21 protein-coding genes are annotated in these 25,690 nt (G+C 73.4%); 14 read left to right on the forward strand and 7 right to left on the reverse strand.

Going from position 1 to position 25,690, the window contains the following annotated elements:
- Positions 1–105 precede the first annotated feature (105 nt).
- From sppA to trpA, 8 genes are all read left to right on the forward strand, one after another.
- Positions 106–1,023: a signal peptide peptidase SppA gene (gene sppA, locus ACESM1_RS18065; protein WP_372622415.1), complete on the forward strand. Its 918-nt coding sequence runs from the start codon at positions 106–108 to the stop codon at positions 1,021–1,023.
- 28 nt (positions 1,024–1,051) lie between these two features.
- Entirely contained in the window at positions 1,052–1,381 is a 330-nt protein-coding gene (gene ihfB, locus ACESM1_RS18070) for an integration host factor subunit beta (protein ID WP_372622417.1), read from the forward strand.
- Between the two features lie 170 nt (positions 1,382–1,551).
- Positions 1,552–1,920 carry a lipopolysaccharide assembly protein LapA domain-containing protein gene (locus ACESM1_RS18075; protein ID WP_372622418.1) on the forward strand — a complete coding sequence of 123 codons (369 nt, stop codon included), beginning with the start codon at positions 1,552–1,554 and terminating at the stop codon, positions 1,918–1,920.
- Between the two features lie 2 nt (positions 1,921–1,922).
- Complete coding sequence (gene pyrF / locus ACESM1_RS18080; RefSeq protein WP_372622420.1) at positions 1,923–2,624, forward strand: orotidine-5'-phosphate decarboxylase; 702 nt, start codon at positions 1,923–1,925, stop codon at positions 2,622–2,624.
- 2 nt (positions 2,625–2,626) lie between these two features.
- Positions 2,627–3,274: a phosphoribosylanthranilate isomerase gene (locus ACESM1_RS18085; protein ID WP_372622422.1), complete on the forward strand. Its 648-nt coding sequence runs from the start codon at positions 2,627–2,629 to the stop codon at positions 3,272–3,274.
- A 214-nt stretch (positions 3,275–3,488) separates the two neighbouring features.
- Positions 3,489–5,972 carry a sensor histidine kinase gene (locus ACESM1_RS18090; protein WP_372622424.1) on the forward strand — a complete coding sequence of 828 codons (2,484 nt, stop codon included), beginning with the start codon at positions 3,489–3,491 and terminating at the stop codon, positions 5,970–5,972.
- A 50-nt stretch (positions 5,973–6,022) separates the two neighbouring features.
- The gene (gene trpB / locus ACESM1_RS18095; protein WP_372622426.1) at positions 6,023–7,261 is read left to right on the forward strand and encodes a tryptophan synthase subunit beta; all 1,239 of its coding nucleotides are present in this window, start codon (positions 6,023–6,025) and stop codon (positions 7,259–7,261) included.
- 2 nt (positions 7,262–7,263) lie between these two features.
- The gene (gene trpA, locus ACESM1_RS18100; RefSeq protein ID WP_372622428.1) at positions 7,264–8,097 is read left to right on the forward strand and encodes a tryptophan synthase subunit alpha; all 834 of its coding nucleotides are present in this window, start codon (positions 7,264–7,266) and stop codon (positions 8,095–8,097) included.
- A 30-nt stretch (positions 8,098–8,127) separates the two neighbouring features.
- On the opposite strand, the gene ACESM1_RS18105 is transcribed toward trpA, so the two are convergent.
- Entirely contained in the window at positions 8,128–9,072 is a 945-nt protein-coding gene (locus ACESM1_RS18105) for a LysR substrate-binding domain-containing protein (RefSeq protein WP_372622430.1), read from the reverse strand.
- A 193-nt stretch (positions 9,073–9,265) separates the two neighbouring features.
- Between ACESM1_RS18105 and katG the strand changes: the two genes are divergently transcribed.
- From katG to ACESM1_RS18130, 5 genes are all read left to right on the forward strand, one after another.
- Complete coding sequence (gene katG / locus ACESM1_RS18110) at positions 9,266–11,476, forward strand: catalase/peroxidase HPI (protein ID WP_372622431.1); 2,211 nt, start codon at positions 9,266–9,268, stop codon at positions 11,474–11,476.
- A gap of 119 nt (positions 11,477–11,595) precedes the next feature.
- Positions 11,596–12,102 (forward strand): hypothetical protein, encoded by a 507-nt coding sequence (locus ACESM1_RS18115; protein WP_372622433.1) that lies wholly within the window; start codon positions 11,596–11,598, stop codon positions 12,100–12,102.
- On the forward strand, positions 12,099–13,037 hold the full coding sequence (accD, locus tag ACESM1_RS18120; protein ID WP_372622435.1) for an acetyl-CoA carboxylase, carboxyltransferase subunit beta: 939 nt from the start codon (positions 12,099–12,101) through the stop codon (positions 13,035–13,037). Before ACESM1_RS18115 ends, accD begins: the two co-directional genes overlap by 4 nt.
- The gene (locus ACESM1_RS18125) at positions 13,034–14,326 is read left to right on the forward strand and encodes a bifunctional folylpolyglutamate synthase/dihydrofolate synthase (protein WP_372622437.1); all 1,293 of its coding nucleotides are present in this window, start codon (positions 13,034–13,036) and stop codon (positions 14,324–14,326) included. Before accD ends, ACESM1_RS18125 begins: the two co-directional genes overlap by 4 nt.
- A gap of 218 nt (positions 14,327–14,544) precedes the next feature.
- Positions 14,545–15,111, forward strand: a complete 567-nt coding sequence (locus tag ACESM1_RS18130) for a hypothetical protein (RefSeq protein WP_372622439.1) — start codon at positions 14,545–14,547, stop codon at positions 15,109–15,111.
- 42 nt (positions 15,112–15,153) lie between these two features.
- On the opposite strand, the gene trxA is transcribed toward ACESM1_RS18130, so the two are convergent.
- The 6 genes from trxA to tsaE form a co-directional block, all read right to left on the reverse strand.
- Positions 15,154–15,483, reverse strand: coding sequence for a thioredoxin TrxA (gene trxA / locus ACESM1_RS18135; RefSeq protein ID WP_372622440.1), 330 nt, complete (start codon positions 15,481–15,483; stop codon positions 15,154–15,156).
- A gap of 118 nt (positions 15,484–15,601) precedes the next feature.
- Complete coding sequence (gene addA / locus ACESM1_RS18140; RefSeq protein ID WP_372622442.1) at positions 15,602–19,081, reverse strand: double-strand break repair helicase AddA; 3,480 nt, start codon at positions 19,079–19,081, stop codon at positions 15,602–15,604.
- Complete coding sequence (addB, locus tag ACESM1_RS18145; protein WP_372622444.1) at positions 19,078–22,143, reverse strand: double-strand break repair protein AddB; 3,066 nt, start codon at positions 22,141–22,143, stop codon at positions 19,078–19,080. The genes addA and addB overlap by 4 nt, the downstream gene beginning before the upstream one ends.
- 163 nt (positions 22,144–22,306) lie before the next feature.
- A complete protein-coding gene (locus ACESM1_RS18150) occupies positions 22,307–23,038 on the reverse strand; it encodes a nucleotidyltransferase family protein (protein WP_372622446.1) in 732 nt (243 codons plus the stop codon).
- Positions 23,035–24,027 carry an aminoglycoside phosphotransferase family protein gene (locus tag ACESM1_RS18155; protein WP_372622448.1) on the reverse strand — a complete coding sequence of 331 codons (993 nt, stop codon included), beginning with the start codon at positions 24,025–24,027 and terminating at the stop codon, positions 23,035–23,037. Before ACESM1_RS18155 ends, ACESM1_RS18150 begins: the two co-directional genes overlap by 4 nt.
- The gene (tsaE, locus tag ACESM1_RS18160; protein ID WP_372622450.1) at positions 24,024–24,479 is read right to left on the reverse strand and encodes a tRNA (adenosine(37)-N6)-threonylcarbamoyltransferase complex ATPase subunit type 1 TsaE; all 456 of its coding nucleotides are present in this window, start codon (positions 24,477–24,479) and stop codon (positions 24,024–24,026) included. Before tsaE ends, ACESM1_RS18155 begins: the two co-directional genes overlap by 4 nt.
- 120 nt (positions 24,480–24,599) lie before the next feature.
- On the opposite strand from tsaE, the gene ACESM1_RS18165 reads away from it, so the two are divergent.
- Positions 24,600–25,619 carry an NAD(P)/FAD-dependent oxidoreductase gene (locus ACESM1_RS18165; protein WP_372622452.1) on the forward strand — a complete coding sequence of 340 codons (1,020 nt, stop codon included), beginning with the start codon at positions 24,600–24,602 and terminating at the stop codon, positions 25,617–25,619.
- The last annotated feature ends 71 nt before the right edge of the window (positions 25,620–25,690 follow it).

Consider the following 25,690-nt stretch of genomic DNA (forward strand, 5'->3'; position numbering starts at 1 on the left):
CAGCGCGCCCCGGGTTCCTTCCGTGTCACGCACAAGATCGTGCCACCTGGCGGGCAGCGGCATGGGCCCTTGGCCGCACGCCTCGGTCCGGTCCATATGCGCAGCATGCCCCTTGATGCCGACCTCCTGCTCGATCGCCGCCGGCTTAAGCGTCGCATCTCCTTCTGGCGCGCGCTCGCCGTGCTGGTGGGCGCGGTGCTGATCTTCGCGCTGGCCGGGCTGCGCGAGCCCGGCGGCCTGCTGCCCGGCGCCGCCCATGTCGCGCGGCTGGAGGTCACGGGTTTCATCGGTGACGACCGCGACGTGCAGGAAGCGCTGGACCGTGTCCGGCGGGATGATTCGGTCCGTGCGGTGCTCGTCGCCATCGACAGCCCCGGCGGCAGCGTCGCCGGCGGGGAGGCGCTGCATGCCAGCCTGGCGCAGCTTGCCGCCGTCAAGCCGGTGGTCGCGGTGATGGGCGGCACTGCCGCCTCTGCCGCCTACATGGCCGCGCTGCCGGCGGAGCGGATCTTCGCGCGCGAGGCGACGGTGACCGGCTCGATCGGCGTCATCCTGCAATCCTTCGACGCATCGGACCTGCTGGCCTGGCTCGGCGTGCGGGTGGAGATGCTGACCTCCGGCCCGTTCAAGGGCCAGCCGAGCCCCTTCCGCCCGCTGGACGATGCCGGGCGGGCGGAGCTGCGGCGGATCGTCGCCGACCTGCATGAGCAGTTCGTCGCCCGCGTCGCCGCCGGCCGCGAGATGCCGCCCGACCGCGTGCGGGAGCTGGCGGATGGCCGCATCTTCACCGGCCGGCAGGCGGTTGCACTCGGGCTGGTGGACGCGATCGGCGGCGAGCGGGAGGCGCGGGCCTGGCTTGCCGAGGCCCATGGCGTGCCGGCCGGCCTGCCGCTGCGCGACATCGAGACGCGCAGCTTCACCGAGAGAACCTTCGGCGCGGCGATCGGCGCGGCGTTGCGCGCGGTGGTTGGGGAGTGGCTTGTCGTTGACCGCGTCCGCGCGCTTTGGCAGCCTCTCATCTGATGAGAAGATGGGGGGATACGGAGCCTCGATGACGCGATCGGAACTGATCGCCCAGTTGGCGGCAACCAACCCGCATCTGCGGCAGCCAGACGTGGAACTTATCGTCGCGACCATCTTCGACGAGATCACCGAGGCGCTGGCCCGCGGGGACCGTGTGGAGCTGCGCGGCTTCGGCGCCTTCTCCATCAAGAAGCGCGACCCGCGCACCGGCCGCAACCCGCGCACCGGCTCGGCGGTGGAGGTCTCGGCCAAGGCGGTGCCGTATTTCAAGCCGGGCAAGGAGCTGCGCGAGCGCGTCAATGGCGGCCCGCTGCAGGCCCCGGTCCGCAGGGCACGCGCGCCCACCCCGGTGGGGTGAGACCCGCATTTCCTTCTGGCGCCCGCTGCAGGCGGGCGAGCGGGCGAAGGGCCGCCCGGCGATCGAGGGGCAACACCAGGCCACCCGGCCGCCGCGAGCGGCCGGTGGGGTGACGCCGCGCCGGGCCCGGCGTAGAGGGTGAGCCCCGCCAAGCCGCCGGAGGGATCGCCATGCGCTGGGTTCTGTTCGTCCCGTTGCTCGTCATCCTGGCGCTGTTCGCGCTGTCGAACCCGCAGGATGTCGAGATCCGGCTGTGGCCGTTCGACCTCGCCTGGGTCTCGCCGCTCGGCACGGCGGTGCTGATCCTGGCCGGCCTTGCCTTCCTGCTCGGCGCCGGCATCACCTGGGCCGCCAGCCTGCCCGCCCGCCGCCGCGCCGCGCGGATGGAGCAGGCAGCGAAGCTGCTGGAGGCCGAACTCGCCACCTACCGCGCGCGGGAGGAGAAGGCCCGCCGCGACGCCGACATGGGCCGCATCCCGGAAGCGCAGGTGATCCCCGCCCAGCCGGTCCCGCATTCCGCCATCGGCGGCCGGCACTGACCATGGCGCGCGCCTGCCGCCTCTGCGTCGCGCTCGACGCGCCGGAGCTGATGACCGCGGAGGGCTGGGCCGGCGCCGTCGCGCCGCATGCCGCGTTGCTCAAGGTCGGGCTGGAGCTGTTCTCGGCCGAGGGCGGCCAGGCGGTGCGGCGCATCGCCGCGCATGGGCCGGTCTTCCTCGACCTCAAGCTGCACGACATCCCGAACACGGTCGCCGGCGCGGTGCGCGCGCTCACGCCGCTGCGCCCGGCCTGGCTGACCATCCATGCCGCCGGCGGCGCGGCCATGGTCGCCGCCGCGCGGGAGGCGGCGGAGAAGGCCGGCGGCCAGGACCGCATCCGCATCCTGGCGGTGACCGTGCTGACCAGCCTGGACGCCGCGGCGCTCGCCGACACCGGCGTGGCCGGCGGCCCGGTGCAGCAGGTGCTGCGGCTGGCCCGGCTGGCCGTCGCGGCAGGCGCCGATGGCCTGGTCTGCTCGCCGCGCGAGGTGGCGCCGCTGCGCGATGCGCTGGGCGAGGGCCCGGTGCTGGTGGTGCCCGGCGTGCGCCCGGCCGGCAGCGCCGCCGACGACCAGGCCCGCACCGCGACGCCCGAGGAGATGGCCGCGGCCGGCGCCGATTTCGTGGTGGTCGGCCGGCCGATCACCCGCGCGCCCGATCCCGCCGCCGCGGCGGCCGCCATCGCCCGCGCTCTGGCCGGCTGACCATGCTGGTCAAGATCTGCGGCATCAACGACCCGGCGGCGATGGAGGCAGCCGCGGCGGCGGGCGCCGACCTGGTCGGCCTGGTCTTCTTCCCGCCCTCCCCGCGCGCGGTGACGCCGGAACAGGCCGCGGCGCTGGCGCGGTCCGAGGCCGGGGCCGGGCCGGGCAAGGTCGGGCTGTTCGTGGACCCGACCGACGCCGACATCGTCGCGGTGCTCGCCGCCCTGCCGCTCGACCTGATCCAGCTGCATGGGGAGGAGACGCCGGAGCGCTGCGCCGCGGTGCGGAAGCGGTTCGGCCTGCCGGTGATGAAGGCGCTGGGGATCGCCTCGGCGGCCGATCTCGACCGGCTGGCGGCCTATGCCCCGGCGGTGGACCGCTTCCTGCTGGACGCCAAGGCGCCGCCCGGCGCACCGCTGCCGGGTGGCAATGCCGCGCCCTTCGACTGGACGCTGACCGCCGGCCGCGCGATCCCCCGCCCCTGGCTGCTCGCCGGCGGGCTGACGCCGGAGAACGTCGTGCAGGCCATCGCCGCCGCCGGCGCGACGGGGGTGGACGTATCCTCGGGCGTCGAGCGGGCGCGCGGGGTGAAGGACCCGGCGCGCATCGCCGCCTTCACCCGCGCAGCGCGCGCGACCGCAAGGGTTTAGCCTTCACGCGATCGTCACGGCGCCGTGTCGGCGACCGCACCGGTTCGTTGGTTGGCAGGATCTTGCGGATCCTTCATGTCTCTCCGGGCGGCCTGAGGCGGCCGCGCCAACTCTAGCTGCGGGCGCCATGACCTTCGACCGCCGGCATCCCGCGGCGCCAGTCGAAGGTCGGCCGGCGACCGCATCCGATGCGAGGATAGAACGACTCCCGGGCTTGCGCGAACATCTCTTCGCGCTGGTGCTGGCGGTCCTGCTGCCGGCGATCGCCTTCGGTGGCGCCGCCGCGTGGGAGGCGCTGCGCCGGCAGGAAGCCTTGGCCGAGGACCGCCTGCGGGATACCGCCCATGCGCTCGCCGCCGCGGTGGACCGGCAGATCGACGGCCATGTCGGCGCGCTGCGGACCCTCGCCGTCTCGCCCTATGCGGACCCGCCCACCGATCCGGCGCGGTTCCTGGTGCATGCCCGCGCCGCTGCCGAGGTGTTCGGAAGCTGGATCGTGCTCTACCGGCGCGACGGCAGCCAGATCGTCAACACGAGGCTGGCGCCGGATGCGCCGCTGCCCGGGCCCGGCGGCGCGCCGGGCCCGGGCGGCGGCGGCGTCGCCATCACCCGCGCCTTCGACACCGGCCGGCCGGTGGTCTCCGACATCGCGGTGGGGCGGGTCTCCGGCCAGCCGACCGCCTTCGTCTTCGTCCCGGTGATGCGCGGCGGCCAGGCGCATGCGGTGATCGGCATGCCGCTGGTGCCCGCCGATCTCGCGGAGACGCTGCGCGGCCAGGCTGCGCAGGGCCGCGGCGCCGTGGCGCTCACCGACAGCCGCGGCGTCTTCGCCGCCCGCTCGCGCGAGACGGAGCAGGTGGTCGGCCGGCCGCGCCCGCCGCGCACGGATGGGCCGCTGGGCGAGAGCGGCGTGCTGCGCGGGCGCAGCCTTTCCGATGATGCGCCGATCCGTACCGCCTACCACGCGCTGTCCACGGCGCCCGGCTGGCATGTCTGGGTGAACGAGCCGGAGGCCTCCTTCGTTGCCGCGCAACGCGGCCCGCTGCTGGCGCTCGCCGGCGGCGCGGCACTGGCACTGCTGACGGGGATCGCGGGTGGGACGCTGGTCACGCGCCGCCTGCTCCGCCCGGTGGAGGCGCTGGTGGCGCGGGCGGAGGCGGTGGCCGCCAGCGCGGCCGGCCCCGGCGAAGCCCCCGCGGTGCCGCCCGCCCGGGTCGCCGAGTTCGAGCGCCTGCGCCGTGCCGTCACTGGCGCCGAGGCGGCGCTGCGCCGGGTGCAGCGCATCGGCCGGGTCGGCGGGTTCGAGGTGGATCTGCGGCCGGAAGCCAAGCTGCTCTCGCGCCGCTCCACCGAATATGCGGAGCTGCACGGCATCCCGCCGTCGCGGGCCACCGACGGGCACGAGGATTGGGTGGCGCGGCTGCATCCCGCGGACCGGGCGCGGGCGAAGCGCCATTTCCTCGAGGCGATCGCCGACGGCTCGGCGCAGACCGACTACGAGCAGGAGTACCGCATCGTCCTGCCGGATGGCGAAGTCCGCTGGATCTACGCCCGTGCGGAGATCGAGCGCGACGCCGACGGCCGGGCGCTGCGCATGGTCGGCGCGCATCTGGACGTGACTGCGCTGAAATCGGCCGAGGATGCCATGCGCGACAGCGAGGAGCGGCTGCGCCTGGCGCTGGAGGCCGCGCGGCTCGGCGCCTGGCAGGTGGACATGGCGGATGGGCGGGTGGTCCGCACCCCACGCTCCCTCGAGATCTTCGGCTTCCTGCCGGAGGAGGAGACCGCCCATCTCCGCGGCTGGCACCACCGCGTGCATCCCGACGACCGCGACCGGTTGACGCAGGCCTTCGACGCGCTGGAGTCGGGCCGGGAGCGGAGCTACCAGGCCGAGTTCCGCTTCCTTCGGCCGGATGGGCGCTGGATCTGGGTGGAAAGCCACGGCCGGGCCGCCCGCCACGACCCGCTGACCGGCAAGCCGACCCGGCTGATCGGCACCACCCTCGACATCACCGAGCGCAAGGCGGCGGAGGAACGCCAGGCGGTGCTGGTGCATGAGCTGGACCACCGCGCCAAGAACACGCTCGCGGTGGTGCAGGCGGCGCTGCGCCTGACCCCGCGGCACGACGTGGAGGCCTATGCCCGCGCGGTGGAAGGCCGCGTCGCCGCGCTCTCGCGCGCCCATACGCTGCTCGCCAAGGGCCATTGGCGCGGCGCCGATCTGCGCATCGTCGCGGAGGAGGCGCTCGCCCCGTTCCGCGCCGCCGATGGCACCGGCCCGGCCGCGACGCTGCACGGGCCGCCGCTGCCGCTGACGCCGACCGCGGTGCAGGCCCTCTCCATGGCGCTGCACGAGCTGGCCACCAACGCCGCCAAGCATGGCGCGCTCTCCGTGCCGCAGGGACGGCTGCAGCTGACATGGGAGATCAGCGAGGGCATGTTGCGGATCTGCTGGCATGAGGCGGAGGGGCCGCCGGTGGCGCTGCCGCCGACGCGGCAGGGCTTCGGCTCCTCGCTGATCGTCGCCACGGTCACGCGCCAGCTCGGCGGCGAGGTCCGCGCCGATTGGCTTGAGGGCGGGCTGCATTGGGAAGCGCGGGTGCCGGTGGAGCGCCTGGTGCCGGGCCATGAGCCGGCTGAGCCGCTGCTCGCCGCCGACGACCCCCCGGCGGAGGCGCAGGCCGCCCCACCGGCGTGACCGCGCCCGGCGGGCGCGCTATGACGGCAGCTAGCCCAGGAAAACGTCAGGTGAACCAAGCCCTCCCCAACTCCCTCCGCCAGGGTCCCGATGCACGGGGCCGCTTCGGCACCTTCGGCGGCCGCTTCGTGGCGGAGACGCTGATGCCGCTGATCCTCGAGGTCGAGAAGGCCTACGAGGCCGCGAAGAAGGACGCCGCCTTCCAGGCCGAATGGCGCCGGCTTCTGACGCACTACGTCGGCCGCCCGAGCCCGCTGTGGTTCGCCGAGCGGCTGACCGCGCATGTCCGCAAGTCGGCGCCGGCGGGCAAGGGTGCGAAGGTCTATTTCAAGCGCGATGAGCTGAACCACACCGGCGCGCACAAGATCAACGCGGTGCTCGGCCAGATCCTGCTGGCGAAGCAGATGGGCAAGACGCGCATCATCGCGGAGACCGGCGCCGGCCAGCATGGCGTCGCCACCGCCACGGCGTGCGCGCTGATGGACCTGCCCTGCATCGTCTACATGGGCGCCACCGACGTGGAGCGGCAGCAGCCCAACGTGTTCCGCATGAAGCTGCTGGGCGCCGAGGTCCGCCCCGTCACCTCCGGCGCGGCGACGCTGAAGGACGCGATGAACGAGGGGCTGCGCGACTGGGTCGCGAATGTCCACGACACCTACTACTGCATCGGCACCGTGGCCGGCCCGCACCCCTATCCGCAGATGGTGCGCGACTTCCAGTCGGTGATCGGCACCGAGGCGCGCGCGCAGATGCAGGAGGCCGAGGGCCGCCTGCCGGATGCGCTGGTCGCGGCCGTCGGCGGCGGGTCGAACGCGATGGGGCTGTTCTTCCCCTTCCTCGACGACAGCGAGGTGCAGATGATCGGCGTCGAGGCCGCCGGCCGGGGCCTGGATACGCAGGAGCACGCTGCGGCGCTGTCGCGCGGGCGGCCCGGCGTGCTGCACGGCAACCGCACCTACCTGCTGCAGGACGGCGACGGGCAGATCACCGAGGCGCACAGCATCTCCGCCGGCCTCGACTATCCCGGCGTCGGGCCGGAGCATTCCTGGCTGCACGAGATCGGCCGCGTGCAATATGTCGGCGCCACCGACGACGAGGCGCTGGACGCCTTCCAGCTCTGCTCGAAGCTGGAGGGGATCATCCCCGCGCTGGAGCCGGCGCATGCGCTGGCGCATGTGCTGAAGATGGCGCCGGAGATGCCGGCGGAGAGCATCGTGCTGATGAATCTCTGCGGCCGCGGCGACAAGGACATCTTCACCGTGGCGCGGCATCTGGGCGAGAAGATCTGACCATGTCGAGGATCGCTGCACGCTTCGCGAGGCTCCGGGCCGAAGGCCGCGGCGCGCTCGTCACCTTCCTCACCGCCTTCGATCCGGACCGGGAAACCTCGCTGGCGATCCTGCGGGGCCTGCCCGCCGCCGGCGCCGACGTGATCGAGATCGGCGTGCCCTTCACCGACCCGATGGCGGACGGCCCCTCGGTCCAGAAGGCCGGCCAGCGCGGGCTGAAGGCGGGTGCGACGGTCGCCGGCATCCTCGCCCTGGTGCGCGCGCTGCGCACGACGGAGCAGGACACGCCCGTCGTGCTGATGGGCTACTACAACCCGCTGCTCGCCTATGGCGTCACGCGCTTCTGCGCCGATGCCGCGGCCGCCGGAGTGGACGGCCTGATCATCGTGGACGTCCCGCCCGAGGAAGCCGACGAGGTCGAGCCGCATGCCGCCGCGCATGGCCTCGACCTGATCCGCCTGATCGCGCCGACCACCGACGAGGCGCGGCTGCCGCGCGTGCTCGGCGCGACGACTGGGTTCATCTACTACGTCTCGATCACCGGCATCACCGGCACCCGCAGCGCGGATTATGCGTCGCTCGCCCCGGCGGTCGCCGCGCTGAAGCGGCACACCGACCTGCCGGTGGCGATCGGCTTCGGCATCCGCACGCCGGAGCAGGCGGCGATCGCGGCGACGGTGGCCGATGGCGCGGTGGTCGGCACCGCGCTGGTGGACACGCTGGCCTCCACGCTGGACGCCGAGGGCCGCGCGACGGCGGAGACGGCGCCGAAGGTGCTGGCGCAGGTGGCCGGCCTTTCCGCGGCGATCCGCGCGGCGCGGAAGGTCGCGGCGTAGCGGCTCAGCCGCCGAGGGGGGCCGTTCGCGTCAGAACAGCCCCTGCTTCGCCCCCTCGGCGAAGCCGCGCAGGCGGCCGGCGATCACCTCGGCCACCGCCTCCACCGCCGCCCGGCCGGGAAAGCTGGCGCGCCAGACGATCCGCACCACCCGCCCGGCGGGCCGCGCCAGCGGGCGCAGCTCGATGCCGGCATCCTGCGCCACGCCCACGGCAAGCCCCGGCACCAGCGTGGTGCCGTAGCCAGCGGCGACCATGTTCATCAGCGTGGTCAGGCTGGCCGCCCGCAGCGGGGCGTTGCTCGCCTCGGCCCGGCCACAGGCCTCGAGCGCCTGGTCGCGCAGGCAATGCCCGTCGGCCAGCACCAGCACATCCGGGGCGAGCTGGTCCTGCGCCACCTGGCGCTGCGCGGCGAGCTTGTGGCCCGGCGGCAGGCCGGCCAGGAAGGGCTCCTCGAACAAGGCGAGGCTCGCCAGGTCGGGGCCGTCCACCGCCGTGCCGAGCAGCGCGGCGTCCAGCTCATGGGCGCGCAGCCGCTCGACCAGCGCGGCGGTCTGGTCCTCCCAGGGCTCCAGCACCAGCTTCGGCAGCGCCTCCCGCAGCGGCGCATAGACCAGCGGCAGGATATAGGGCGCGAGGGTGGGGATGATGCCGAGGCGGAACCGCCCGGCGCGCGGATCGCGCAGCGCGCGCGCGGCCGCCAGCACGGCGTCCGCCTCCGTCACGGCGGCGCGGGCATGGCCGATCAGCCGCTCGCAGGCGGCGGTCGGCATCACGCTCTTGCCGCCGCGCTCGAACAGCGCGACGCCCAGCTGCTCCTCGAGCTTGCGGAGCTGGATGGAGAGCGTCGGCTGGCTCACGCCGCAGGCTTCGGCGGCGCGGCCGAAATGCGCGTGCTCGGCGATGGCGAGCAGGTAGCGAAGGTCGCGAAGGTTCATCTGGTCGGGCACGCTGGTGTCATAGATGGTATCTATCAACGCGGTTGACGCTCGGGACTTTCCTTTATAGTCACGATGCCGCTAGCGTTGCGCAAGACCACGTATCCGAGGAAGCAACGGCGGGCCCCGGCCCGGCCGGCACGGGCGCATGCCCGCGGCCGGTTCTTCCGGGAAAACCAGCGTCTTCGCTCGACCATGCCGATCAAGCGCAGTCACACAGGAGGAGGGAAAGATGGACGGAATTGGTGGCCAGGGCGCCGGCAAGTGCCCGGTGATGCACGGCAAGCCGACGGCCGTGCGCTTCACGACCCGCTCGAACCGCGATTGGTGGCCGAACCAGCTCAACCTGCGGATCCTCAGCCAGCACTCCGCCAAGTCCAACCCGATGGGCGAGGCGTTCAACTACGCCGAGGAATTCAAGAAGCTCGACCTCGAGGCGCTGAAGCAGGACATCTTCGCGCTGATGACGATCAGCCAGCCCTGGTGGCCGGCCGACTATGGCCATTACGGCCCGTTCTTCATCCGCATGGCCTGGCACGCCGCCGGCACCTACCGCACCGCTGACGGCCGCGGCGGCGCCTCCAACGGCGCGCACCGCTTCGCCCCGGAGAACAGCTGGCCCGACAACGCCAACCTCGACAAGGCGCGCCGCCTGCTTTGGCCGATCAAGCAGAAATACGGCAACAGGATCTCCTGGGCTGATCTGTTCATCTTCGCGGGCAACTGCGCGATCGAGTCGATGGGCCTGAAGCCCTTCGGCTTCGGCGGCGGCCGCGTGGACATCTGGGAGCCGGAGGAGGACATCTACTGGGGCGCCGAGGACACCTGGCTCGGCGACAAGCGCTACAGCGGCGACCGCCAGCTGGAGAACCCGCTGGCCGCGGTGCAGATGGGCCTGATCTACGTGAATCCGGAAGGCCCGAACGGCAACCCGGACCCGATCGCATCCGGCCGCGACATCCGCGAGACCTTCGCGCGCATGGCGATGAACGACGAGGAGACCGTGGCGCTGACCGCCGGCGGCCACACCTTCGGCAAGTGCCACGGCGCCGGCGATGTCTCCCATGTCGGCCGTGAGCCGGAAGGCGCCCCGATCGAGCAGATGGGCCTCGGCTGGCTCAGCACCTTCGGCAGCGGCATGGGCGTGCACGCCATCACCAGCGGCATCGAGGGCGCCTGGACGCCCACGCCGACGAAGTGGGACAACAGCTACTTCGACATGCTGCTCGGCTACGAGTGGAAGCTGACGAAGAGCCCGGCCGGCGCGCAGCAGTGGATCCCGACCGATCCCGCCGCGGCCACGCTGGTGCCGGACGCGCACGACCCGACGAAGCGCCATGCGCCGATCATGACCACGGCGGACATGGCGATGAAGATGGACCCCGAGTACCGCAAGATCTCGGAGCGCTTCCACAAGAACCCGGACCAGTTCGCCGACGCCTTCGCCCGCGCCTGGTTCAAGCTGACGCATCGCGACATGGGTCCGAAGGCCCGCTACCTCGGCTCGATGGTCCCGGCGGAGGACCTGATCTGGCAGGACCCCGTGCCGCCGGTGACGCACAAGCTGGTGGACGAGGCGGACATCGCGGCGCTGAAGGCGAAGATCCTCGCCAGCGGCCTGTCGGTTTCCCAGCTGGTCTCCACCGCCTGGGCCTCGGCCTCGACCTACCGCGGCTCCGACCGCCGCGGCGGCGCCAACGGCGCGCGCATCCGCCTGGCGCCGCAGAAGGACTGGGAGGCCGACCAGCCGGCCCAGCTGGCGATCGTGCTGGAGACGCTGGAGGGCATCCAGCGGCAGTTCAACGCTACGGCGACCGGCGGCAAGCAGGTCTCGCTCGCCGACCTGATCGTGCTCGGCGGCTGCGCGGCCATCGAGAAGGCGGCCCGCGCCGCCGGCCATGAGGTGACGGTGCCCTTCGCACCGGGCCGCACCGACGCCTCGCAGGAGCAGACGGACGTGGACAGCTTCGCGGTGCTCGAGCCGGAGGCGGACGGCTTCCGCAACTACCGCAAGGCCCGCTACACGGTCGCGGCCGAGGAGCAGCTGGTGGACAAGGCGCAGCTGCTGACGCTGACCGCGCCGGAGATGACGGTCCTGGTCGGCGGCATGCGCGTGCTGGGCGGGAATGTCGGCTCCTCGCCGCACGGCGTCCTCACCAGGCGGCCGGAGACGCTGACCAACGACTTCTTCGTCAACCTGCTCGACATGGGGACGGCCTGGACGCCGACCTCGGAGGAGGCCGAGGAGTTCGAGGGCCGCGACCGCGCGACGGGCGCGGTGAAGTGGACCGGCACGCGCGTGGACCTCGTCTTCGGGTCGAACTCCCAGCTGCGTGCCCTGTCGGAAGTCTATGCCCAGTCCGACAACCAGGCGAAGTTCGTGAAGGACTTCGTCGCCGCCTGGACCAAGGTGATGAACCTGGACCGCTTCGACCTCGCCTGATCGCGGCGGAGAGGCGGCCGGGCGCAGCTGAAGCCCAGCTGCGCCCGGGCGTGGCGTCCTGATCCGATCGCATCCCCCAGGGATGCGATCGCCAAGGACGCCGGGGGGAGGAACAACCAATGCCACACGCGGTGCAGACCGCGGTCCGGGAGGAGCTGCGCCGCGCCGGCCTGCCGGGCCACGGCGCGCTGGCGCGCCTGCTCGCGCTGCTGCGGGCCGCGCCGGAGACGCATCTCGGCCTCGCGCAGGTGGTCCGCATGGCCGGGGAGGCGGGCCTCGCCCTGACGCCCATCGAGCTCGCCGGCCAGCTGGAAACGCTGGCCGACCATGGGCTGCTCGGCCGGCTGCCGAGCACGGCGGCCGAGCCGGTCTTCGACACCGTGCCGGAGCCGCATTCCCACCTGGTCTATGAGGAGACGTCGCAGACGGTGGATCTCGACGTCTCGCCCGAGACCCTGTTCGCCATCCTCCGCCAGGCGATGGCCGAACGGCCCGGCGAGGTGGAGGTGCTGGTCCGGGTCCGGCGGATGCGGCAGGCGCCGGAGCCCCCCTTGCGGTCGGACCCCGGCACCGCCTACTCCCCTTGCCAGCCCGGCACGCGCCCGGGCGGCAAGAGGCTGAGATGAACTGGATCACCGACTGGGCGCTGCCGAAGATCAAGGGCCTGATCGGCACCTCGCGGGAGGTGCCGGACAACCTCTGGCACAAATGCCCGGCCTGCGAGCAGATGATCTTCCACCGCGACCTCGAGCGGAACCTGATGGTCTGCACCAGCTGCGGCCATCACATGCGGCTCTCGGCCCAGGCGCGCATCAAGGCCACGCTGGATGAGGGCTGGTCGCGCATCGAGCTGCCGAAGGCCCCGGCCGACCCGCTCCGCTTCCGCGACCAGCGCCGCTATTCCGACCGGCTGAAGGACGCGCAGGCGCGCAACACCGCGGATGACGCGGTCCTGGTCGCGCAGGGCAGCATCGAGGGCCGCAAGGCGGTGGTTGCCGCCTTCGAATTCGCCTTCCTCGGCGGCTCCATGGGCGCCGGCGTGGGCGAGGCGCTGGTCACCGCGGCGAAGCTCGCCGTGCTGCAGGACGCGCCGCTGATCGTCTTCACCGCCTCGGGCGGCGCGCGGATGCAGGAAGGCACGATCAGCCTGATGCAGATGCCGCGCACCGTCATCGCCACGCGCCTGGTCAAGGAGGCCGGGCTGCCCTTCATCGTCGTGCTCTGCGACCCGACGACGGGCGGCGTGACGGCGAGCTTCGCCATGCTCGGCGACATCCAGATCGCCGAGCCCGGCGCGCTGATCGGCTTCGCCGGCGCGCGGGTGATCGAGCAGACGGTGCGCGAGAAGCTGCCCGAGGGCTTCCAGCGCGCCGAATACCTGCTGGAGCACGGCATCCTCGACATGGTGGTGAAGCGCCACGAGATGCGCGCCACGCTGGCGCGGCTGATCTCGCTGCTGCGCGAGCGGCTGCCGCCGGTGGTCGAGGAGCGGCCGCCCGAACTGCCGGCACTGCCCGCGCCCGAGCCTGTCGCGGAGACCGAGGCCGCGAAGCCCGCGTGAACGCGACCACCGCTTCCCGCTCGGAAGCGATCATCGAACGCCTGCACGCGCTTCACCCGAAGCTGATCGACCTCAGCCTCGGGCGGATGCGGCGCTGCCTCGATGCCCTGGGCAGTCCGGAGCGGCGCCTGCCGCCGGTGATCCATGTCGCCGGCACCAACGGCAAGGGCTCGACCTGCGCCTTCCTGCGCGCCATCGCGGAAGCCGCCGGCTTGCGCGTGCATGTCTACACCTCGCCGCACCTCGTGCGCTTCCACGAGCGCATCCGGCTGGCCGGCGAGCTGGTGGGCGAGGAGGCGCTGAGCGAGGCGCTGGAGCATGTCGAGCGGGTGAATGCCGGCGAGCCGATCACGGTGTTCGAGGTGACCACCGCCGTCGCCTTCCACCTCTTCGCCAGCGTGCCGGCCGACCTGCTGGTACTGGAGGTCGGGCTCGGCGGGCGGTTCGACGCGACCAGCGTGGTGGATGCGCCGGCGGCCACCGCGATCACCTCCATCTCCATGGACCACATGGAGTTCCTGGGCGACACGCTGGCGAAGATCGCCTTCGAGAAGGCGGGCATCATCAGGCCCGGCGTGCCGTGTGCCACCGGCGCACAGCCGGAGGAGGCGATGGCGGTGATCGCGCGGGTCGCCGCCGGGGCCGGCGCGAAGCTGCATGCGCGCGGCGACGCATGGGACGTCGCGCGCAACGCCGATGGCTCCTTCACCTTCCGCGATGCGGCAGGCGCGCTGGCACTGCCGCCCCCCGGCCTCGCCGGTCCGCATCAGCTGGACAATGCCGGCATCGCCATCGCCGCGCTGCGCGCCTGGAACCCGGCCTGGCTGACGGAGGAGGCGCTCCGCACGGGCGTGGCGCGCGCGGAATGGCCGGCGCGGATGCAGCGTCTGGCGGGGCGCCTCGCCGCGCTGCTGCCGGCGGGGTGGGAGTTGTGGCTGGATGGCGGGCACAACGCCGCGGGCGGGGCGGCGATCGGCCAGCACCTCGCCGAGGCCTTTGCCGACCGGCCGGCGCATGTCCTGGTCGGCATGAAGGGCGGCAAGCAGGCCGCCGAGTTCCTCCGCCCGATCATCCCCCGCGCAACCACGCTCTGGGCGGTGCAGGAACCCGGTCAGCATCTCGCCCTGCCCGTCGAGGCGATCGTCGAGGCCAGCGGCGGCGCGGCCCGGCCCGGCGGGACGGTGGAGCAGGCGTTGCGCACCCTGCCGAAGGACGGCCCGCCGGCCCGCGTGCTGATCTGCGGCAGCCTCTATCTGGCGGGCGAGGTGCTGAAGCTGGACGGCGGCTGACTCCGGTCAGCCTCTTCGCGAAGAGCCGCCAGCCCATACGGTGACGCATCGAACGACGCCGTCCAGATTTCGCACATTATCCCAGCAATCCTTACGCCCCGGTTTCACCGGCGCGCGCGATAACGCTTCGCGAAGGATCGGCTTGCACCCGTGGCATCCAGGCAGAGGGCCCGGTGCCGAAGCGGACCCGACCCGACGAGGAACGGAGGATGTGTAGGATGCGTCTTTCTGGATCGGCCCTGCTTCTGGCCATAGCCGCGGCCGCCGCGGTCGCCGCGCCGACCGGCGGTGCCGAGGCGGCGATCTTCAACGTGAACCGCACGATCGGCCTCGGCGGTGTGAGCGGCACCCTCACCACGGACGGAACGATCGGCGCACTCGCGACGCAGAACATCACGGACTGGAACCTGGTGCTGAGCGACGGGGCTGCCACCCTGGTGCTCACCCCGGCCAATTCCCAGCACGTGATCGACGGGCAGGCGTTCAGCGCAACGGCCACGCAGCTGGTGTTCGACTTCGCCGCACCTTCGGGTGCCGCCCTGTTCCAGGCGCCCTTCATCGGGGCCGGCACCAACTACTGGTGCCTCGAAATCGCCGGCTGCACCGGCGCGGGCCCGCAGGCCGAATCCGTGTATCTCAACTTCACGCCGCCGGGCGTCGTCGCGACCTATGCCACGGCGCAGGTGATCGGCACGGTGGTCGCCACCGTGGCGGAGCCCGCCGCCTTCGCGATCTTCGGATTGGGGCTGGTCGGCCTCGGCATCCTGCGCCGGAAGCGGGCCTGACCGGAGCGGGCCGCGGCCGCGGCCGCTCCGGACCCGCCCCCCTCACCCGACCTTGCTGGCCACCCACTCCTTCAGCGCGCTGCGCGGCAGGGCACCGACCTTGGTGTCCACCGGCTTGCCGTCCTTGAACAGGATCATCGTCGGGATCCCGCGCACCGCGTAATCGTTCGGCGTCATCGGGTTGTCGTCGATGTTGACCTTCGCGACGGTCAGCTTGCCGTCGTACTCCTTGGCGATCTCGTCCAGGATCGGCGCCACCATGCGGCAGGGGCCGCACCACTCCGCCCAGAAATCCACCAGCACCGGCCCCGGGGCCTGCAGCACATCCTGCTTGAAGCTGTCATCCGTGACCGCCTTGGTGAACTCGCTCATCGGATCTCTCCATCGGCCGGCCGAGGGGGGACGAGTCGGCCCGGTCCTATCGGTGGCAAGATCGTGGCGCGGACCCGCGCGGTCAAGCAAACCCTGCCATGGCTCTCCGCCCCATCCCTCATGCGCGCGGCGCATGGGTGTCGAGTAATTCGCCAGGCAGGCGCATGAACCGGGCGCCATAGGTCCAGACCAGCACGCACTCCACCGCCCGGCCCGGATAGGCCAGCCGCAGCACCGCGCGATAGGCGGCCATCTGGCGCAGGTAAAGCGCCGGCACCTGGTCGAACGTGAGCGGCGGCGGGCGGTTGGTCTTGTAGTCCAGCACCAGCACGCGGTCGGGCGCGACAAGCAGCCGGTCCACCTGACCGCTCACCAGCCTGTCGCCGAGCCGCCCGGCGATCGGCGCCTCGGCCAGGCTGCCGGGGCCGAAGGCCGCGGCCAGCTCCGGCTCGGCCAGCAGCGCCAGCACCTCGGCGAGCATCGCCGCCTGCGCGGCGGGGTCGAGCCCATGGCCGGGCCGGGCGAGGAAGGCGCGCGCCGCCGCCTCCCGCTCGGCGGGCGCGCGCTCGGGCAGGTGCTGCAGCAGCGCGTGGATCAGCCGGCCGCGGCGGAACCGCTCGCCCCTGGGATCGGCGGCGCCATGCGGCGCGGCGGCCGGCGTCTCGTCCTCCGCCGGGATGGCGGAGGGGGCGAGCGCATCCTCCACCGCCTCGGGCGGCGCCGGGCGATGCGCCCAGGCGGGCAGCGCGGCGGCGGCGGTGGCGATCGCGTCGCGCGCCTCCTCCTGCCTTGGCGGTTCGGCCTGGGCGCAGTCGTGGCGCAGCAGGGGCTTCGCGGCGAAGCGGCAGCCGGCAGGCGCGCCGAAGCTGGCCGGGGCGAAATCCAGCGCGGCGGCGCCCAGGCGCTGGAAGCCGGCCTCCACCAGGTCGTACCAGCAGCCTTCCGGCCAGTCGCGGCCCTTCGGTGGCTTGCGCTGCCAGCCGCAGACCAGCAGCCGGTCCTCGGCGCGGGTCAGCGCGACATAGAGCAGGCGGTGCTCCTCCTCCGCGCGGGCGCGCTTCTCGGCCTCCAGCAGGTCGGTGAAGGCCGGCGCATGGGCCTCCTGCCGCGGCGCCCAGAGCGGCAGCGGCGGCTTGCCCTCCTCGACATGCCAGCGCACGGAGCGGTCGTCGCGGCCGCGGCCGACGGTGTCGGGCAGGATCACCACCGGCGCCTGCAGGCCCTTGGCGTTGTGCACGGTCATCACCCGCACCACGTCGCCGCTTTCCTGCTCGCGCTTCACCTCGGCGCCGCCGCGGCGCAGCCAGTGGACGAAGCCCTGCAGGCTCGGCGGGTTGCGCCGCTCATGCTCCAGCGCGGCGTTCAGCAGCTCGTCCAGAGGATCGGCCGCATCGGGGCCGAGGCGCGCGAGCAGGCGCTCCCGCCCGCGATGCTCGCCCAGCACCTCGGCCAGCAGCGCATGCGGGGTGACGAGATCGGCGCGGTTCATCAGCCGCGCGAGCCACTCGGCCACCCGGCCTTCCGGCGAATCCCGCCCGCGCTCGGCCGCCAGCCGCGACCAGAGGCTGCCGGGGCGGCCATGAGCAAGGGCGAAGAGCTGCGCCTCCGTCAGTCCGACCAGCGGCGATTTCAGCAGCGCGGCGAGCTGCAGGTCGTCGTCGGGCAGCAGCAGCACGTCGCACAACGCGAGCAGATCCTGCACCGCGATCTGCTCGGCGAGCTTCAGGCGGTCGGCGCCGCCGACCGGCACGCCCTTCTCCTTCAGCGCGCGCAGCAGGCGCGGCACCAGGCCGCCGGTGCGCTTGCGCACCAGCACCAGGATATCGCCCGGCCGCATGGCGCGGCCGCGCGCCGGCAGCATCTCGCCGGCATCGAGCCAGCCCTTGATGCGGGCGGCGATGGCCTCGGCCAGCAACGCATCGGCCCCCTCGGCATGGGCGGGTTCGTCGGGCACGTCCCAGGCCGGCGGCGGCTCGCGCTCGGCGGCGTCGAGCATCGGCCAGAGCTCCACCGTGCCGGCATGGCCGAGGCGGTCGGCGCGGTGTTCCAGCGTGGCGCCATCCTCCACCACCCCGGCGCGGGCGGGGCCGGCGGCGAAGACGGCGTCCACCAGCGCGAGCACCGGCGCGGTGGAGCGGAAGGAGACCTTGAGCTGCACGTCGCGCAGATCGCCATGCAGCGCGGTGCAGCGTTCGGCGAAGTGCCTCTTCCAGCGCCCGAAGCCGGAGGCATCGGCGCCCTGGAAGCCGTAGATGGATTGCTTGACGTCGCCCACGGCGAAGATGGTGCGCAGCGGCGGCGCGCCCCTCTTTTCCACGCCTTGCCCGGCGAAGAACTCCTCGGTCAGTGCGGCGGCGATGCCCCATTGCGCGGGGTTGCTGTCCTGCGCCTCGTCCAGCAGCACATGCTCCAAGCCACCATCGAGCTTGTAGAGCACCCAGGCGCTGCCGGGATCCTTCAGCACGCCCTCGGCGGCGAGGATGAGGTCGTCGAAATCCATCAGCCCCCGCGCCTGCTTGCGCGCGCGGTAGCCATCCAGCACCGGCGCGCCCAGGCCGAGCAGCGCGCGCGTCGCCGCCAGCAGCCGGCAGGCGCGGCGGCTGCCCTCGACGGCGCAGAGCCGCTCGGCCTCCCGCTGCAGGATCGCGATGCATTCGGCCTGGCGCTCGCCGACCTGCTTGGTCGCGAGCGTCGCGCGCGCCGTGCCTTCCTTGGTCAGGAAGATCTCGCACCAGCCATTCCACTGCGCCACGCGCCGCGCGGGATCCAGCGCGACCCAGGCCATCAGCTTCTCGCCGCGCGCCTGGTCGTTGGCGTTGCGGCTGGCCTGCAGCAGCCGCGCGGCGGTGACGATCTCCGCGTCATGCGCCGCCGCGGCCGCCTCGATCAGCGCCGCCTCATGCGCGCTCTCCGCGATGCCGAGGTGCCGCGCGATGGCCGCGGAGAGCCCGTCCAGCGAGCCGGTCGCGCGCAGCGCCGCGGCCAGCCGCTCGCGGTCCCTGGTCAGCGCGGCGACGAGCTGGCCGAAGGCGCTCGGCGGCACCAGGGCGGCGAGCGCTTCCAGCGCGGCGCGCGGCGTCAGCGGGCCGGCCAGCACCTCCTCCTGCGCATCGGCGAGCAGCGCGGCGGCCTCGGCATCCTCCACCACGCCGAATTGCGGCGAGAGCCCGGCTTCCAGCGGGAAGGCGCGCAGCAGCGACTGGCAGAAGGCGTGGATGGTGCTGATGCGCATCCCGCCCGCCAGTTCCAGCACGCGGCAGAACAGGCGGCGCGCGCGGTCCAGGTCCTCCCGCGCCGGCGCGCGGCCGAGCAGCACGGAAAGCCGCGCCGCCAGCGCGGCTTCCGGCAGCACCGCCCAGCGGCCGAGCTCGCGCGCGAGCCGCGTGGCCATCTCGGCGGCGGCGGCCTTGGTGAAGGTGAGGCAGAGGATCGCGTTCGGCCGGCACTCCGGCGCCAGCAGCAGCCGCAGCACGCGGTCGGTCAGCACCTTGGTCTTGCCCGATCCCGCCGAGGCGGTGACCCAGGCCGAGGCGGCGGGATCGGAGCCGCGTCCCTGCTCGAACTCGGCTTCCTGGCGGGGGGAAAGGGGGACGTTCACTCGCCGTCCTCCGCATCCGCCCATTCCGCGATGCGCGAGAGATGGTCGTAGTCGCCGCCGCGCGGCGCGCGGTCCGGATGCGGGCGCGCGAGGAAGGGCGCGTCGCCCAGCAGGAAGCGATCCACCAGCGCGCCGAGCCGGTCGAGCGACTCCGCCGCCAGCTTCGCCACATCCTCCGGCTCGGAGACCATCTGCTTCTCCTCGCCCGCCTCCTGCCCGCCCGTCAGCTTCCAGTAGGTCAGCGCGCGCACCGCGGCCTGCGGCACCTTCTCGAAGCAGCCCTCCAGCGCGAGTGCGGCTTCCAGCGGCAGCTGCGGCGCGCTGCCGTCGAGCAGCGCGGCCGGCTTCGGCGGATCGCCGGTCTTGTAGTCCAGCACTTCCAGCGTGCCGTTGCCGAAGCGGTCGATGCGGTCGGCGCGCGCCTTCAGCAGCACCTCGCCACGCGGCCGCGCGAGCCGCATCTCCGCCTTGCGCTCGGTGTAGGAGGCGGCGATGTGGCCGCCCTCGCGGCGCTTGGCCTCCACCTCCAGCACGTACTCGCCGATGCGCCTGAGGCGCGGGCGCCAGAAGGCGGCGAGGCCGGGGCGCGGGCCCTGGTCGGCCAGCGCCGTCTCCGCCGCCGCATCCCAGATCTCCCGCGCACGATCCTCGCCGGGCCAGCCGCCGGGGGCGGGTGCGATGCCCTCCACGAAGCGCGCCAGCGCGGCATGCACGATGGTGCCGTAGTCGATCGCGCCGACATCGGCATCCAGCTCCTCCAGCGCGCGCAGCCGCAGCATGCGCTTGGCATAGAAGGCATAGGGGTCGGCGATCAGGTCGGCCACCTCGGTCACGCTGATCTCGCGCGGGCGCAGCGCGGCCGGCGGCGCGGGGCGCGGACGCTCCACCGGCGTCACCCGCGCCGGCCGATCCAGCGCCGCGGCCCAATGCGCCGCCGCGCTCGCCGGCAGCCTGAGCGCCTGGCCGTCGAGGAAGGTCTCGATGCGCGTCAGCCAGCGCGCCGGCACGGTGGGCGCGCCGCCCCGCCGCGACGCGCGCGACAGCACCGCCTCGGGCGCCGCGCAGGCGGTCAGCAGGAAGTCGGTGCAGACGCGGCCGATGCGCGCCTCCGGCTCCGGAAGGCCGAACTGCGCGCGCATCGGGCGGCTCATCCACGGGCCGGGATCGGTGGCGAGCGGCCAGACCGTCTCGTCCAGCGCGCCGAGCACGACGCGATCGAAGGACAGCAGCCGCGCTTCCAGCAGGCCGAGGATCTCGATGCGCGGATGCGCCGCGGCGTCGCGGCCGCGCGCGGTGCGGCGGGTGCGGGTGGCGATGCCCTCCAGCGTCGCGTCGAACAGCGCCGGCCAGGCGCGCGGATCGAGCGGCGGCAGCAGCGCCATGGCGGGGGCGAGTTCCGCCAGGTGACTGGCCAGCACCTCGCCTTCCTCGGCCGCGTAGAGCCGCAGGCCGCCAGGCTGCGTCGGCGTCGCGGCCAGCGCCTCGGCGGCGGCAAGATGCGCGGCGAGCAGGTCGGCCGGCGGGCGCGCGGCGCCATCCATCCTCGCGAAGCCGTCGAGCGCCGAGTCCAGCGCATCGAGCGCCGCCTCCACCCGCGCCAGCGCCTCGGGCGCGCGCTTGAGGCCGGCGGCGGCGGCGCGGCGCAGGCCGGGCAGGCCGCCCTGCGGCCGTGGGCCGCGCAGCGCCTCGCGTTCCAGCAGGCGGATCGCGCCGATCCACTCGGCGCGCTCCATCCCGGCGCAGCAGAGCGGATGCTTGAGCGCGGCGAGCAGCGGCACCGGCGCGAAGCCCTCCGCCACCATCCGCGCGATCAGGCGCAGGAAGGCGCCGGTCGGCGTGGTGCCGAGCGGCTCGCCGGCGCTGTCATCGGCGAGGATGCCGTGGCGCGTGAGCTCGGCCGAGACGCGACGCGCCAAGTCGCGATCCGGCGTGACCAGCGCGGCGCGCGCGCCGGGCACTTCCAGCGCCTCCCGCAGGGTCAGCGCGATGGCGGCGGCCTCGGTCTGCGCATCGGGCGCGGCGAGCAGCGAGAGGCCGGCAAGGCCGGGGCGCCATTGCTCGGTCGCGGGCTGCGTCCATTCGTCCAGCCCCTCGGGCGGGCGCAGCGCCATCTCGATCAGGACCGCGCGCGCCTGGGGCACGCGCTGCGCCGCGATGGACGCGCAGCCCGGCCAGGGGCGGATGCGCGCCTCGTCGGCGCCCATCGCCTTCAGCAGCCGCGCCTGGGAGGAGAAGGGATGCGTCGGCGCGCCCTCCACCGCCGCCCAGATGCGGCCGAGCGCGGCCCGGTCCAGCCCGTGCAGCACCACGCCGCCATCCGGCAGGCCCGCGACAACCCGGAGAAGCTCGGCCGCGGCCGGGATGGTGCCGCCGACGCCGATGCCGGCGGCGATCACCGGCTCCCTCGGGGGGTCGCGCCGCCAGGCTTCGGCCTGCGCGCGCAGCGCCAGCACGCGGCGCAGGCCGATATCGAGCAGGCCCTGATCCGTCAGCCAGGCGGCCCATTGGTTGGCGATGCCGCGCAGGAAGGTGGTGGTGATCTGCCAATGCGTCGCCTGCTCGGCCGGCACCAGCTTCTCCAGGCGCTCGAGCCAGGCCTCGGCGAAGCGCAGCGGGTCGGCGGCCTGGAGGAGCTCGGGGTCCTTCTCCTCCAGCGCCACCTCGTCGAACAGACGGCCGAGCTCGCCGGCCAGCGCCCAGGCCTGTTCCGGCGTGGTCGGGCCGCCATGGCGCGGCGGCAGGCGCATGACGAAGCCGGTCAGCACCGCCTGCCGCGTCAGTGGTGCGACCGCCGGTGGCAGGTCGAGCAGCGCGGGGAGCGCGAGTTCGTCGGCATCCTCGGTGGAGAGGCCGGCGAGTGCGCGCATGCGCGGCAGTAGCAGGGCGTTATGGCTCGCCGCGCGCAGGAAGGCATCGCGCAACGCGCGCGCGGAACGGCGGGTCGGCAGCAGGATGGTAGCGCGCGCCAGCGCCTCCGGCGGCGCATCACGAAGCCCGTCGAGCACGCCCGCCGCAAGGCAATCCAGGAACGGCAGATGCGCCGGAATGTCGTAGAGTCTCATGGGTGACCCTCAGACGCCGGGCGGCGAGCCTTCGCTTCGCTTCGGCCTTGCGGCAGTGCCGCAAGCCGCGCGCTTGGCTCCGCGGCATGAGCCGCGGGCCGCATACGCGGCCTCGGCCAGCTTCGCTGACCGCCCGTCATGCCTTCGATCCATGCCGCGCGCATCAGAACAGCACGGGCAGCATCCCGGCGCGCAGCATCGTCTCGGCGCGGGCCAGGTCGCGGGGCGTCGAGAGATGGAACCAGGCGCCGTCATGCACCAGCCCGAACAGCCTTCCGTTCTCGATCGCACGGTCGTAGACGCGGTTGAGCGAGAAGGGTCCGTCCGGCGTATCCTCGAACAGCACTGGCGAGAGAATCTGCACGCCGCCGAACAGATAGGGCGCGATCTCGCGCTCCTTCGGACGGCGGGCGCGGCCGAGCGGATCGAGCAGGAAATCGCCGCGCCCCGTCTCGCCATCCACATGCGCGGTGCGCACCAGCAGCAGCAGCGCATCCATCTCCGCCGGATCGAAGGCGGCGGCCATGCGGCGCAGCGCGGCGTTGGGGCCGTCCAGCCAGAAGGCATCGCCGTTCACCGCAACGAAGGGATCGCGTCCGAGATGCGGCAGCGCCGCCTTCACGCCGCCGCCGGTCTCCAGCAGCACCGGCTCGCGCAGCACGATGGGCGGCGGGCGCGTGCCATGCGCGGCGGCCGCATCGGCCACCTGCTCGGCGAACCAGTGGGCGTTGACCACGACGTTGCCGATGCCGGCATCGCGCAGCCGGTCCATCGCATGGTGCAGCAGCGAGCGGCCTTCGAGCGGCAGCAGCGGCTTCGGCCGGTCATCGGTCAGCGGCCGCATCCGCGTGCCGAGCCCGGCGGCGAGCACCATGGCGTGGGTGGGTGCGATCATGCCGCGTGTTCCTGGAGAGAGGCGGGATTGGCGCGCAGCGCGTGCGGCACGTGGCGATCGAGGAAGCGCGCCAGCGGCGCCGCCGCCGGATGCGCCAGCGCGCGGTCGAGCAGCGCCCAGCAGCGCGGGCCGTGCACGAGGTAGCGCGGCTTGCCGTCGCGCCGCGCCAGCCGCACCCAGAGCGAGGCGACGCGCAGATGCCGCTGCGCCGCGCAGGCCGCCATGGCGGCGCGGAAATCCCGCGCGTCGAGCGCCGGGCGATGCGCGAGGTAGCGCGCGATTGCCTCCGCCCGCACGGCGTCGTCCACGTCGCGCCGTGCGTCCTCGACCAGCGAGACGAGGTCGTAGGCGGGATGGCCGTACGCCGCGTCCTGGAAGTCGATGATGCCGGCGCGCCGCGGCGGCGCGCGGTCGAGCGGCATCAGATTGGCGGGGAAGTAGTCGCGATGCACGAAGCCGCGCGCGGCGACGGGCGCAAGCATTTCCTCCAGTGCCGCGTGGAACTCCGCCACCACCGCGGGCGCGGGCTTGGCGCCGAAGGTCTCGGGCCACCACCAGTCGAGGAAGGTGGCCGCCGCCGTCTCCGCCATGCGCGCCGCGCCCCATTCCGGCAGGCCGTCGGGTGGCGGTGCCTCGTGCAGCGCGGCCAGCGCCTCGGCCGCGTCCAGGTAGAGGGGCAGCGGATCGGCGCCGGCGTCGAGTCGCGTCGCCATGCTGTCGCGGCCGAGATCCTCCAGCAGCAGGAAGCCGCGCGCGGCGTCGGCGGCGATCACCTCGGGCGCGGAAAGACCGACCGCTGAGAGATGCGACGCGACGTGCAGGAACGGCCGCACATCCTCCTGTGGCGGCGGCGCATCCATCAGCAGCGCCGGGCGCGGGCCGCCATGCAGCCGGACGTAGCGCCGGAAGGAGGCATCCGAGGGCAGCGACTCGCGGCCTGCCGCGGCGAAGCCATGGGCGGCAAGGAAGTCCTCGGCACCCTCCCTCATGCGATCCCCGCCATGCGACCGGGCCAACCGTTCAGGGTGGCGATGCGCTGGTCGTCATTTGCGCCCGGGGCGAGCGTGATGGTCAGCGCATCCTCCGGGCGCAGCGCGCCGAGGCGGTCGGGCCATTCCACCAGCACGATCCCCTCCCGCGCCTCGTCCCAGCCGAGCTCGGCGAGGTCGGCGGGGCCGTCGAGTCGCCACAGGTCGAAGTGGAAGGCGGGGCCGGCGGGAAGCGCGTATTCCTGCACCAGGGTGAAGGTGGGCGAGGGCACCTCCAGCGCCGGATCGCCGCTGGCCGCGCGGAGGAAGGCGCGGGCGAAGGTGCTCTTGCCGGCGCCCAGCGGGCCTTCCAGCAGCAGCGCATCGCCGCGCCGGGCGCGCGTGGCGATCCGTGCGGCCAGCGCCTCGGTCGCGGCGGTATCGGCGAGTGTCAGGGTCACGGGCGCTTGCATGCGGGGATCGGGGGGCAATCTGCCCTCCCCGGGGCGGCGGGCACAAGCGCCGGGTTCGCGGTTTGATCGCGGCAGCCCCGGCCGCTACACCGGATGGACGCGGGAAGGGATGCGCAGGCGATGACGGCCAGGGTCGAGACGGATGTGGCGATCATCGGCGCCGGGCCCGTTGGGCTCTTCGCCGTCTTCGAATGCGGCATGCTGCGGATGCGCACGGTGGTGGTGGATGCGCTCGATGCCGCCGGCGGGCAGTGCAGCGCACTCTACCCGGAGAAGCCGATCTTCGACATCCCGGCGCATCCCGAGATCGCCGCCGCCGACCTGATCGAGGCGCTGGAGAAGCAGGCGCGGCCATTCCACCCGCTGATGCTGCTCTCCCGCCGGGTCGAGCGGCTGGCGCGGCTGGATGGCGGGTTCGAGCTGGCTACCAGCGAGGGCGACACCATCGCCTGCAAGGCGGTGATCATCGCCGCCGGCGCCGGCGCCTTCGGCCCCAACCGCCCGCCGCTGGAACACCTGCCGGAGTACGAGGCCACCGGCGCCGTGCGCTACCTGGTGACGCGGCGGGAGGATTTCCGCGCCAAGCGCGTGGTGATCGCCGGCGGCGGGGACAGCGCGGTGGACTGGGCGCTGAGCCTCAAGCAGATCGCCGCCAAGGTCACGGTGGTGCACCGGCGCGACAAGTTCCGCTGCGCGCCGGAAAGCGCCGCGCAGCTCAGGGCCGCCGCCGAGCGCGGCGAGGTGGAGATGGCGATCCCCTATCAGCTGCACGGGTTGCAGGGCGAAGGCGGGCGGCTGACGGGGGTGGAGCTCGCCACGCTGAAGGGCGAGGTGAGGACCGTGCCGGCCGACATCCTGCTGCCCTTCTACGGGCTCTCGATGGAGCTCGGCCCGATCGCCGAATGGGGGCTGGATGTCGAGCACAAGCATGTGCAAGTGGCGCCCGCGACCTGCGAGACGAACATCCCCGGCGTGCACGCCATCGGCGACATCGCCACCTATCCGGGCAAGCTCAAGCTGATCCTTCAGGGGTTCAGCGAGGCCGCGATGGCCGCCCATGCGATCCACCCGCGCGTCTTCCCCGGCGAGGCGCTGCACTTCGAATACAGCACCAGCAAGGGGCTGCCGGTGGCGGGCTGAGCGGGGGCGGGCCCCACCCCGGGCTGCGTTCGGCGTCTTGCAGCGCGCGCTCTTCAGGGAAGGATGCGCCC

It is taken from the genome of Falsiroseomonas sp. (assembly GCF_041690465.1).
Lineage (GTDB): Bacteria > Pseudomonadota > Alphaproteobacteria > Acetobacterales > Acetobacteraceae > Falsiroseomonas.